This window comes from Ruegeria sp. AL3 (genome assembly GCF_056536065.1).
On record NZ_JBQFJG010000002.1, the window covers coordinates 861,267 to 873,168 of the forward strand.

The window sequence follows — 11,902 nt, forward strand, 5'->3', positions numbered from 1 at the left end:
AAAACACATCAACCTGACATCAACCTGTCACGCAGAAAAAATAGCAAAAATCCCATGAAATTCCTCCTTGTGGAAGACAATCTTGATCTGGCGAACGCCATCTGTTCACGCATGAGGTTAGACGGCCATGTGGTTGATCATGCGTCTAAATTGGACGAGGCGACTGCCTTTACCGAAACTCAGGAATACGACCTTATTCTGTTGGATATCATGTTGCCGGATGGGGACGGGCGCGACTTTCTCAAACGGCATCGCGCAGGTCATCTGGACACCCCCGTGATCGTTTTGACCGCACGCAGCCAGGTTTCGGATCGAATCGGTTCGCTGGATCTGGGGGCCGACGACTATGTTACCAAACCGTTCGACCACGCCGAACTCGAGGCCCGCTGCCGGGCCGTTCTGCGTCGCAAATCCGGGAATTCACGGACAACGATTGAAGTGGGCGGAATAGTCTTTGATCCATTGGCAGGCCATCTGACCGTCGGGGATGAGACTGTTTCGTTGCGCAACCGGGAGCTGCGCCTTCTGGAACTGTTCATCAGCGCGCCTGGTCAGGTTTTTTCGAAACAGAAACTGACCGACCGGCTTTTTTCATATGATGACGATGTCTCGGACAATGCAATCGAGGTTTACGTTGGCCGCCTTCGTAAACATCTTGAAGCGTCGGACCTGAAGATCACCACGCTTCGCGGTCTTGGATACAGGCTGGATCATGCCTCCTGATCCTTATGTGTCAGGATCGCTTCGGAACAGGCTGGTCCTGACTTTGATCGGCGGTGCCGCTATATTGGCGTTTCTTCTGTTTATCGCAGTTCGCAACTATGCCGCACAGGTCGCGCAACAAGGGCAAGACAGCATCCTGGGGGCGTCGGTCACCTCAATTCTGGACGCAGCCGCCTTGCGCGACGGTCAGTTGGAGGTTGATATTCCCTATGCAGCTTTCGCCATGCTCAGCACACCGTCCGACGACCGGGTTTTTTACGCGATTTTTCAGGATGGCGCGTTTTTGTCAGGGTATGAAGATCTGCCGCCGGCCACAGGGCAATTCGACGGCAAGTGGAGCTTTCAAACCAGTCGGATACGGGGTGAAACCATACGTCAGGTCAGTGCTCGGCGAACCCTTGTGGGCCTGAACAAACAAACCATCATCGAGGTCGCGTTGGGCCAAACGCAGGACGCGCTTGCGGAAACTCTGGACCAGATTTCACGCAACGCGGCGATTTTGGGCATCGGGTTCTTTGCTCTTGCCGCTGCGCTGTCATTCTGGGCCACCTCGTCCACGATTGGCCAATTGAACAGGCTTACGACCTCTGTCACCCGGCGCGGTCCGCAGGACCTGAGCCCGTTCAAAAAGCCCGTACCCCGCGAAATGGCGCCTTTGGTGGCGTCGTTGAATTCTTTGATGGGGCGACTGGATCAGTCACTGAGCCAATCGGAGGATTTCATCGCCGAGGCGGCCCACCGGGTGCGCACCCCTTTGGCAACCGTTCGATCTTATGCCGATGCCACGTTGCAGAGGGTTGAAAAGGAAGAAAATCGCGAAGCATTGCGCTCGATGGTGCGGGCCATTGATGAAAGCTCGCGCGCGGCGGGGCAATTGCTGGATCATGCGATGATCACGTTCCGCGCTGATCATCTGGAGCGCGAAGACATTGATCTCAATGCTTTGGTCCGTGATCTGGTGCAGCGTCTCACACCAATCGCCGAGATGAAGGACTTGTCGCTTTCCCTGAGTGGCGATCCAAAGGTTTCCTACTCGGGTGATCCGATTCTTATTCAAAACGCTGTGCGCAACATGATCGACAACGCTCTGAAATATGCCCCTGCGGACAGTGTCGTACGCATCGAGGTTGTTTCGGAGCCACGCATTCAGATAATTGTCAAAGACCGTGGGCCGGGGTTTCCTCCTGACGAGATCGGCACTTTGACGCGCCGTTTTGAGCGCGGGAAGAACGCAAGCGGAACCATCGGATCCGGATTGGGCCTTACAATCGTTCAGGACGTTGCATCTGCGCATGGTGGCACACTGGAATTGACCAATCGGCAGGGGGGCGGCGCGTGCGTTATCTTATCGCTTTGATTTTCTTCAGCCTTCCTGCTGTTGTCGTCGCCCAAACCTGGGAGGACAGGCAGGTTTTCAACGCCTCGGCGGATGAGGCGCATCTACGTGTGATCTCAAGCACGGACACTTTTCTGTTCGAACCCTTGATTGCGGGTTTCATCAAAGAAAACCCCGGTATCTCTGTCGAATACCTGGTGACCGGCACCGCAGATATCGACCGAATAGTCCGCGCCGCGCCGGGAGATTTTGATGTCGTCATATCCAGTGCGATGGACCTGCAATTGAAGCTGGCAAATGACGGTTTCGGGCGCATCATCGACGACATACCGCTGCCATCCTGGGCGCAATGGCATCAAAGCCTGTTCGCGTTCACATCGGAACCGGCGACAATCGTGATTAACCGCGCGGCCTTTGCCGGCGGCCCCATCCCCGAGACCCGGCAACAACTGATTGAAATCCTTCGTTTGCGTCCCGATGATTTCAGGGGCCGTGTGGGCACCTATGACATCCGTCAATCCGGTCTGGGTTATCTGTTCGCAACGCAGGATGCCCGCGCGTCCGAGACGTATTGGCGGCTTATGGAGGTGATGGGTGGATTGGACGTGCGCCTGTACTGTTGTTCGGCGGATATGATCGATGACCTCGTCAAGGGTGAGATTGCAGTGGCTTACAACGTTCTGGGCAGCTATGCCGAAGCCCGCGCCGGAAGCAAGGACACGGTGGAAATCATTCTGCCGTCGGATTTTCAGACGACCATGATGCGCACGGCCATGGTGCTGAATGGTACCCCGCAACCGGATGCGGCTACGTCTTTTCTCAAACACCTGATTTCTAACCAAACCAAGCGGGTAGGCGACCCTGTTACCTTGCCGCCCCTGGCCCCGCACGAAACTGGCACCGATCGCGAAACGATTGGGCTGGACCCGGGGCTCATGACATTTCTGGACAGGCTGAAACGCCGCCGTTTTCTGGCTGAATGGGAAAACGCGGTTATCCAGCGATAACCGCGTCCGCATCATTCGCGAAACGCGCGGTTGAAGTAGTCTGCCATCGGTTTCACAAGATAGGACAACGGCGTGCGTTCGTCGGTCTTGATCAGTGTCTCAACCGGCATACCCGGCAAAAGTTCCTGACCATTGAGCCGGTCTATCTCACCGTCATTCAGCACCACTTCGGCGCGGTAAAAGGTGAACCCGGACTGTTCATCCGTGAACGTGTCCGCCGAGACGTTGTTGACCTGTCCTTCGAGTTCGGGCGTTTCGCGTTGATTGAACGCCGGAAAGCGCAGGGCAACGGATTGCCCGACATGCAACTGATCCACATGGATCGCATCCACCCGCGCTGCCACCAACAGCGGCGTGTCCTGCGGAACCACATACATCATGGGTTCGCCCGGCTGAATGACCGATTGCAGGGCAAAGACCTGACTGCCGTAAACCGTTCCGCTGACAGGTGCGCGAATTTCAAGCCTGGCCAGACGTTCCGCCAGGGACAAACGTCGTTCCCACAGCTCTGCCACCTGCGCCTGGACGTCCCGCAAAGTGGTGATCGCTTCTTCCCGCCGGGTCGCGGTCAGTTCGACAATCTTGATCTCGGTTGATGCAATCTGTCCCTTCAGACGCGCAACGGAGGCTTCCAGTTTGCCGATTTCGCCTGTCAGACTGGCTTCTTCGCGTTGCAGCGCCAGCACGCGGCTGTTTTGTGTCAGACCCCTGCTCAACAGGCTTTGCTGATCCTTCAACTCCGCCGCGATCAACTCTGTCTGGCGGCGCAACGAGACCAACTGAGCCTGCGTGCCTGCGATCTCGCTTTCTATCTGAACCAACTGTTTGCGCAGTTGCTCGTCCTGCTTGGACAGCGTTTCCAGCCGGGCATCGAACAGGTTCTGTTGCCCTGCAATCAGGTCCGGATCGATATCGTATTCTTTTTGAACTTCAGCCAGGCGCGCGGCCAATTCTTCGGATGTCAGGCCATCCCGCTCGGCCTCCAGCCGGGCACGGCGGGCCAGAAGATCAAAGAGTTGAGATTCTACGATCGTCTGTTCCGAAGACAGAAATGTATCGTCCAACCGCAAAAGCAAATCGCCCGAGGCAACCACATCACCGTCGCGCACGAAAATTTCGCCGACCACGCCGCCGTCAGGATGTTCAACGACCTGACGGTTGCTTTGAACTTCGATTACGCCAGAAGATACAATCGCCCCGGCCAGCCGCGTTTTCACGGCCCAAAGGCCCAACCCGCCGACCAGAATGCCAAGGGCAAGAAATCCCACCAGCGCAGGTATTTTGATGCCCCAGACGGGGACGGGTGTCTTGGTTGATTTTTTCGCCATTATTCACCTACGGGGCTAAGCTTGCGCTTAATCGCGCCCGCATTCTGGACCATTGCGTTCAGAACCTCGTCGCGGCTGCCAAACCTCACCACCTGGCCTTTTTCCACAACAGCAAGATCGTCACATTCCGAAATGGCCTGCGGGCGGTGCGTCATGATGATGGCGGCCTTTCCCGCTTCCTTGAGGCCGCGCACGGCTGCATTCAAAGCTTCGGTGCCATCTGCGTCGAGGGCCGAGTTCGGTTCGTCCAAAATAAGAAGGACCGGGTCGCCATACAGCGCACGGGCCAGCGCAATGCGCTGTTTCTGACCGCCCGACAACTGACTGTCATTGCCTTCAAGAAAGGTGCCGTAACCCTTTTCCAATGACAGAATCAGTTCGTGTGCCTTGGCCTTCTTGGCCGCCGCAACCACCGCTTCTGAATCCGGGTTTTCCGACATCCGTGCAATATTTTCAGCAACGGTTCCGTTGAACAGGGTCACCTGCTGCGGCAAGTATCCGATATGGCTGCCCAGATCGTTGGGATCATATTGGTCCAACGTGGCCCCGCCCAATCGGATCTCGCCAGCCGCCGGTCTCCAAAGCCCAAGCAGAGCCTTGGCCAGGGTCGTCTTGCCCGACCCACTTTTCCCGATCACACCAAGCGCCTTTCCCGGTTCCAGTTTCAGGTTAACGTTCCGCAGTGTTGGCGCAGTAGCACCCGGAGGGATTACCGTCAGGGATTTGGCTTCCAATTGGGATTTTGGGATCGGTAAACGAATCCGCTGTTCCTCTGGCGGTGTCTGGTCCAGAAACCGGTTCAACGAATTCCAGGCCGTGCGTGCCCGTTCGACCAAACTCCATTGGCCGACAGCCTGTTCCACCGGGGCCAAGGCCCGTCCCAAGAGAATCGAGCCTGCAATCATCGCCCCGGGCGTCATTTCGTTTTGCAGTACCAACCACGCGCCCAAAGCCAGCATGGCAGATTGCAGGAAAAGCCGAAGCGATTTCGTCAGCGACGTGAAGCTACCAGTCCAGTCACTGGCGGAAATGCTTTGACGCAAAGCTTCGGAACGCTGGTTCAACCACCGCCTGGTCACGTCCGCCTGCATTCCCTGAGAGCGCACAACCTCAGCTGCTTGCCTTGCGTGTTCGGAAAAGGCATTCGCCCGCGCCGCCGCGGATTGTGCCTCGGCCACCTTACGGCTGGTCAGGGCTTGGTTGAGCAATGCGATCACCACAAGCAGCACGCCACTTGCAACGGCCAACCAGCCAAGAAGTGGATGAAAAATGAATATCGCCCCCAGGAAGACAGGTGTCCACGGGATATCCATAATTGCAAGCAGCACGGGCGAAGAGCACAAGGTGCGAATGGTCTCGAGATCCCGCAATGCAGTCGCCGGAGCCGATCGCACCTGGGGCACCAGAGACCGGCGCATCGTGGCTTCGAAAACGCGCTCATCCAGCTGCGACTGGAACCGTGCACCAAAGCGGGCAACGATGCGACCGCGCGCATAATCCAGCATGGCCATCAGCGCATAAAGCAAAGCGACAAGCAAAAACAGTGCGGTCAGAGTTTCAACTGCCCGAGAACCAAGAACCCGATCATATACTTGCAGCATGAAAAGCGGACCTGTCAGCATGAGCAGGTTGACGAAGATGCTGAACAAAAACGCCAAGGCCAGAAAGGCAATGCCCTGATTGCGCACGTTGCGCAATTCATGGCGAGGGGCCGCTGATAGGCGGTGTTGAGGTTTCACAGTTTACATTCCACATCATTCGGACCGGCATCGCCGCATTTAGAAAGTTAGTTCAGCATTGCCAAGTTTGCACATGTTTTTTTGAGCAAGAAACCGCAGACAGCGGGATGGAAGAAGCACTTTTTGGCCAATGCCACAAAGAATGTTTTAACCTTTGAACGCGGTGCTTCCGGCGCGCGGAAACTATGCGGTCGCGGCCCAAAACATCTGGCTAATTCCGAGGTCTGGAGCAGCGCAAGATCAGGTTGGCGGCGACGGGCGCGCCGATGATGACCAGCACTATCCGCGTTAGGTGATGGCTGATTACAAAGCCCAGATCAGCGCCCGAGACGATGGCCAGAACCGTCATTTCGGCCTGCCCCCCCGGTGCGAAAGCCAGAAAGGCTTCGACGGGCCGCCCCAAACCAAGAGACGTGACAATGGCAGTGAAACCTGCTGCCAGAACTGCAAGTACGAAAACATATGCAACGCCCGCAGCAACAACCCGGCGCAGCTCCCCCCAGGTTACGCCAACAAATTTTTCTCCAATCGCGCAACCGATGAAAAACTGCGCGACCAGCACGGCTTCGCGCGGCGGGCGCGAATGAATGAAATCCCCCAACGACAAAGCCGCCGTTAGGATCATCGGCCCAAGGATGGATGCGCCGAAAAGCCCTATTCTCTCTCCGCCTTTCCAGCCGATGAAAGCCGCCAGAACCATCAGCAGCAGTTCATGAACAGGAAGCTCACGCGCCGGCTGTCCTATGGGATTGGTGAGTTCCGCATCGTAAAAAAGCGTCAGGAACAACGGCGCCAAAGTGACGATGATCAACACGCGCGTACCGTGGATCAGGGAAAGGGTTCTTGGGTCGGCTCCGGCTTCGGCGCCGAAAATGATCATGTCCTGCAAACCGCCCGGCATCGCTGCGTAAAATGCGGTTTTTTCGTCAAATCCCCAGATTTTTCGAAAAAACGGCACACCAACAAAAGCAATCAGGATTATGAAGACGGGAACCAGCATGATCGATGTGACCATCTTGGGCAGTTCGACGAAAAGTGCCGGCGTGATCGAGGCACCGACTGCTACGCCCAGAATCGTTCTGGCGGCAACGGAAATCTGCCCAAACCCTTGCATTGGCGCCTGGGCAAGCGCGGCGATCAGGCAAGCTGCCATGGGGCCGAACAAGAACGGCAGCGGCAGGTCCAACACCCAAAAGACCGCTGTGCCAAGCACTGCAATTCCAAACGTCACCCACCTTTTCACAAGGGGGGAAGGGTGGTTCTTCAAGATGAGCAAAACCTGAATTCCATTGCCATTGACCCGTAATGTGTTCAACTGTATTCTTTTGGATACAAACTGCAAGCAAGAACATGATGACCTTTCAGGACGACTCAATTCAGCCAGGCCCCCAAGGCAATTCCGTGTATCAACGGTTGCTGGACGAGATTCGCGAAGGGGCGCTTTTGCCCGGCGATCGCTTGAGAGAGATTGACCAGTCCAATCGGTTGGGCGTCAGCCGAACTCCTGTGCGCGAAGCGATCCGACAGCTCGAGACGGATGGGCTTGTCACGCATGTGCCAAGGCAGGGCGCAACGGTCCGAAGCCTGAGTTATGCCGAGGTAATGGAGCTTTATGAGATGCGTGCCGTGCTTGAAGGCACTGCGGCCCGTCTGGCGGCCCGAGCCGCGTCAGATATCGAATTGGACGAACTGGAGGTTCTGAACGACCAACTTGCCCAGGCAGGTACGGGGCCAGAGGCCGCTCGGATCAACAGGGTGTTTCACGCCACCCTGCTGGATGTGGCCAAGAACCGGTTTCTGGCGAAATCCACGCTTTCGTTGCAAAAGGCGCTGCTGATACTCGGACCGTCGCAACTGTTGGACAATGAACGGGCGGATGCCGCAGTCGCGGAACACAGGCGCATTATGGCAGCCCTCAAGTCGCGTGACAGTGCTGCGGCCGAGATGGAAATGCGAGCACATATTCAAGCCGGCCAGAGGATGCGCATTCGCGCCCTTCGGGAGCGTGACCGCACAGCCGATCAGGGCCAATAGGACCAACGGATTATTCCTCCTAGAAACGTTGCTTGGAATATCACCGTGATCGATGGCGGCAATTTGCGCGGCACTCTATGGGTTTTGAACGTTGCCAGACCTGCTTGGAAACTCCGGTCGTGCTTTGCCGGCGGCAGGGTGTGTTGCCGCGGCTCTGCTCTGGCAAAAGCCCAACCCAAATCCTGGCGATCCGTCAGCTTTGGCTGACGTTTTTGCTTTCGTCCAGCTGTTAGGTTCGACAGGGCTGAAGACGCGGGTCCGGAAGGCCGGGGTACTGATCGAAATCGCAAGCCTATGCAGCGAACTACGCCAGAAACGGCACCGTCAGTTTGACAGAACGGGCCGCCTCCAGCGCCAATGCACATCTATATCCAAAAGTTGTCTTCTTCCAAAAGGGGCATCAGTGCCGGACTGATCTCGTCACCCTCGATGTCCACATTGCCACTTGGCGCGGCGGCCAATGAAACTTCGGAAACGGAAAACGCCGTGTCCTCAGCCTGATGCAAGCTCACCAGCGTGTAGACGTCTTCTGCGTCTTCGGGAGCCTCAAGATCAGGGGCGAACTTCAGATAATCGACCGTTTCATCCCAATCGGTCTCTCCCAATACTTCTTTCTGATCGCCTTCCGAAAGCCGAGCGAGCTTGGGCAATTGGAACCCCACAGTTCCACTGCCATCGATATCAAAGCCATAGAAGGATTCGACCGTCACCACGTCAGCGACGGTGTTGGAGCTTATAAACACACCATTGGAATCCGTGACCCATTCACCGTAGGACCCATCCGCGCTCTTCCACAGCACCCGGTAGCCGCCACCTGAAGCCTCGGCGTGAATGGCCTGCCAGCCGGAGAAGCTGTTCGGTCCGACGGTGGCGTTGTTGAACGTCAAGTTGGTGGTGCCGCCAATCAGATATTCACCTTGGGTTGTCGCCCCCAGCGTTGTCGTGCCGCTGGATTCAATGCTGATCGTTCCATGCCCCGTCAGCCCGTCATTGTTCAGGTCAACACCATAAAAGACCTCTACATCCGCAACATTGCTGATTGTTGTGCTGCTCTGGAATTCACCGGCCGCATTCGTTGTCCATTCACCGTAGGACCCATCCAAGTTCTTCCACAACACCCGATAGCCGCCACCGGATGCCTCGGCCTGAATGGCCTGCCAGCCGGGGAAGCTGTTCGGTCCGACAGTGGCGCTGTTGAATGTCAACTTGGTGGTGCCGCCAATCAGATATTCACCTTGGGTTGTCGCCCCCAGTGTTGTCGCGCCGCTGGATTCAATGCTGATCGTTCCATGCCCCGTCAGCCCATCATTGTTCAGGTCAGCGCCATAAAAGACCTCTACATCTGCAACATTGCTGATTGTTGTGCTGCTCTGGAATTCACCGGCCGCATTCGTTGTCCATTCACCGTAGGACCCATCCAAGTTCTTCCACAACACCCGATAGCCGCCACCGGATGCCTCGGCCTGAAGCGCCTGCCAGCCCGCGAAGCTGCCAGGACCGGCATTAACCTGGTTGAGTGTCAAGTCGATGCTGCCGCCGATTATATATGCGCCATTGGTTGACGATCCCAGCGTCGTGGAACCGTTGGATTCGATGCTGGTCGTGATATGACCGATTTGCCCATCATTGTTCAGATTTGCGCCATAGAAGACCTCGACATCCCTAACGTCGTCTATGGTGCGGCTGCTGACAAAACGACCACTGGCATCCGTCACCCATTCCCCAAACGTGCCATCCGCATTCTTCCACAGCACTTTGTAACCGCCGCCCGAAGCCTCGGCCTGAATGGCCCGCCAGCCGGGAAAACTGCCTGGGCCGGCTTTGGCACCGTTGAGGGTCAGTTCAATGGTGCCGTTAATCAAATACGAACCCAGGCTTGACGAAACGAGCGTCGTGGAGCCGTTGGTTTCAACCGTGACCGTACCATGCCCCGTCAGCCCATCATTGTTCAAATCAGCGCCATAGAAGGTCTCAACATCAGCCACATTGCTGATGCTGCTGCTGCTGAGGAACTGACCATTGGCATTGACGGTCCATTCCCCATACGTCCCATCGATGTTTTTCCACAGCACTTTGTAACCGCCGCCCGAAGCCTCGGCCTGAATGGCCTGCCAGCCGGCAAACGTGTTTTGACCAACCGCCTGACCATTATTTACCAGCGTCACGTTCGAGCTGCCTGCATCCAGAACGTAAATGCCCTGACTTGCGTGTTTCAGTGTGGTACCGGTCGTATCGATATCCGAAAGCTGCATGGCAGCTTCGATATTCAAACGGCTATATACCTGTGACCCATTCAGGAACTGAATGGCCTCGACATCATTTTCCACCGTGAAGGTGATGCGCGACACGGCATCGATAAATTCGTATTTCGTACCGTTTTTAATGAACAGATAGCTGCTGATGGCGCTGACAAATCGGACTGTGTCAGCACCGCTTCCTCCGGAAAACGAGCCGCCATTGTTGGTCACAATGGCCCAATCGTCGCCCTGGCCGCCGAAAACCTGGTCTGCACCGGAACCGTTCGCCAGATAAATGGTGTCATTCCCCCCGCCGCCATAAACGGTGTTGTTGTTGGTTCCGTCGGACACTGAATAGATTATGTCGTGACCATGATTGCCATTCAGAACGTTCTGAGCGGTATTCCCGACGATCACATCGTCACCGGTCCCACCGATCGCGTTTTCAATCACAACGCCATGAGCGATTGTAAAGCCGCCCTTTATGCCCTCTGCGTAAGACACTACGCCGCCGCCGGTCTCGGAATAATCCAGTGTTGCGGCCCGCAAGTCGATCCGCGCCTTCGAACTGCCGACATGCTGGATGGTATCGTTTCCACCAGTATCCCAAATAGACTGATAGCCGGTGCCCGCGACGTTTGCCCAAGGAAGCGTGTAGGTATTGTTGGCAGAGTTGTGGCTGGTATTGGCGCCATACATCGCCTGCAACGCAGCAATGTCCAGTGCGCCGAGCCCAGTTGAACCACCATAAGTCGCGTTGACAGAGAGAATTCCGTTCTTTTCGGTCCAGCCATCATTATACGACATCACCGTGTAGACACCCTGATTCAGGCTGCCGGCCCCGAAAGAGTCAAATGGCGATGTGACGCCATTCATCACGGTTGTACCCAAACCGGTGTCGTGGGGGTGACCCAACCCAAGCGCGTGACCCAACTCATGAAGCAACGTAGTAAAGAAAAACCCGCCCGGATCGCCGTTTCCATTTGCTCCGGCAGTCCAGTAAGCGGTGTTGAAAGCGCCTACGGAGGGACCACTTGATGGCGTATAGTGGTAGCCAAGCGTTCTGGGATTTGAAAAAAAACTTGTGGGCGCAATAACTTCCACCAAGTCGGCGGAAGCGCTGCCGGATTCGACAAAAGTCACATTTGCGACGGCCTCGATGGCAGAAAGAGCCGCTCGGAATTCCGCCTTGTATTCCGCGGTCCACGCTTGTGTGCCCGCGTATTGTTCGAAGTGATAAGAAATTGTGGTGGTGTTCGAAGGATTGCCGTCACCGTAGGCAACATAACCTTGTATTGGACTGAGCGGAGAAGAAGCGGAAGGTCTTGGTATTATAGTCGTAGTAGCCATTGCTCAGCCCTGTACCTCGGAATACTTGATTGCACTCGGATGCACGCTTAAATTGTTCTTTTTATGACAAACTACTATGCACCGATCTTTTTGAAACAGCAGGTGACACCATGTTTCAAATGACACTTTCTTTCAACGGCAGAACCGT

8 protein-coding genes are annotated in these 11,902 nt (G+C 56.0%); 4 read left to right on the forward strand and 4 right to left on the reverse strand.

Translation table 11 applies throughout. From position 1 onward, the window contains the following. Window positions 1-54: 54 nt before the first annotated feature. The 3 genes from ACR3E6_RS20340 to ACR3E6_RS20350 are packed head-to-tail and all read left to right on the forward strand — an operon-like array spanning window position 55 to window position 3,066. On the forward strand, window positions 55-723 hold the full coding sequence (locus ACR3E6_RS20340) for a response regulator transcription factor (RefSeq protein ID WP_171636003.1): 669 nt from the start codon (window positions 55-57) through the stop codon (window positions 721-723). Beyond that, window positions 713-2,080: a sensor histidine kinase gene (locus tag ACR3E6_RS20345; RefSeq protein ID WP_480489044.1), complete on the forward strand. Its 1,368-nt coding sequence runs from the start codon at window positions 713-715 to the stop codon at window positions 2,078-2,080. The genes ACR3E6_RS20340 and ACR3E6_RS20345 overlap by 11 nt, the downstream gene beginning before the upstream one ends. Further along, complete coding sequence (locus tag ACR3E6_RS20350; RefSeq protein WP_480489046.1) at window positions 2,059-3,066, forward strand: ABC transporter substrate-binding protein; 1,008 nt, start codon at window positions 2,059-2,061, stop codon at window positions 3,064-3,066. Before ACR3E6_RS20345 ends, ACR3E6_RS20350 begins: the two co-directional genes overlap by 22 nt. Before the next feature lie 11 nt (window positions 3,067-3,077). Here ACR3E6_RS20350 and ACR3E6_RS20355 read toward each other — a convergent pair whose 3' ends face one another. From ACR3E6_RS20355 to ACR3E6_RS20365, 3 genes are all read right to left on the reverse strand, one after another. Next, on the reverse strand, window positions 3,078-4,394 hold the full coding sequence (locus ACR3E6_RS20355) for an HlyD family type I secretion periplasmic adaptor subunit (RefSeq protein ID WP_480489048.1): 1,317 nt from the start codon (window positions 4,392-4,394) through the stop codon (window positions 3,078-3,080). Continuing rightward, window positions 4,394-6,091 carry a type I secretion system permease/ATPase gene (locus ACR3E6_RS20360; RefSeq protein WP_480489050.1) on the reverse strand — a complete coding sequence of 566 codons (1,698 nt, stop codon included), beginning with the start codon at window positions 6,089-6,091 and terminating at the stop codon, window positions 4,394-4,396. The genes ACR3E6_RS20355 and ACR3E6_RS20360 overlap by 1 nt, the downstream gene beginning before the upstream one ends. 253 nt (window positions 6,092-6,344) lie before the next feature. Continuing rightward, window positions 6,345-7,364: an AbrB family transcriptional regulator gene (locus ACR3E6_RS20365; RefSeq protein ID WP_371807742.1), complete on the reverse strand. Its 1,020-nt coding sequence runs from the start codon at window positions 7,362-7,364 to the stop codon at window positions 6,345-6,347. Window positions 7,365-7,483: 119 nt separating this feature from the next. On the opposite strand from ACR3E6_RS20365, the gene ACR3E6_RS20370 reads away from it, so the two are divergent. Beyond that, window positions 7,484-8,167: a GntR family transcriptional regulator gene (locus ACR3E6_RS20370; protein WP_480489053.1), complete on the forward strand. Its 684-nt coding sequence runs from the start codon at window positions 7,484-7,486 to the stop codon at window positions 8,165-8,167. Between the two features lie 365 nt (window positions 8,168-8,532). Here ACR3E6_RS20370 and ACR3E6_RS20375 read toward each other — a convergent pair whose 3' ends face one another. Continuing rightward, window positions 8,533-11,754, reverse strand: a complete 3,222-nt coding sequence (locus tag ACR3E6_RS20375) for a M10 family metallopeptidase C-terminal domain-containing protein (RefSeq protein WP_480489055.1) — start codon at window positions 11,752-11,754, stop codon at window positions 8,533-8,535. Window positions 11,755-11,902 lie beyond the last annotated feature (148 nt).

Excerpts from the sequence above, each read along its gene's own strand:
- ACR3E6_RS20340 (WP_171636003.1), top strand. The coding sequence starts at position 55 with ATGAAATTCCTCCTTGTGGAAGACAATCTTGATCTGGCGAACGCCATC.
- ACR3E6_RS20375 (WP_480489055.1), bottom strand. The coding sequence starts at position 11,754 with ATGGCTACTACGACTATAATACCAAGACCTTCCGCTTCTTCTCCGCTC.
- ACR3E6_RS20345 (WP_480489044.1), top strand. The coding sequence starts at position 713 with ATGCCTCCTGATCCTTATGTGTCAGGATCGCTTCGGAACAGGCTGGTC.
- ACR3E6_RS20370 (WP_480489053.1), top strand. The coding sequence starts at position 7,484 with ATGATGACCTTTCAGGACGACTCAATTCAGCCAGGCCCCCAAGGCAAT.
- ACR3E6_RS20355 (WP_480489048.1), bottom strand. The coding sequence starts at position 4,394 with ATGGCGAAAAAATCAACCAAGACACCCGTCCCCGTCTGGGGCATCAAA.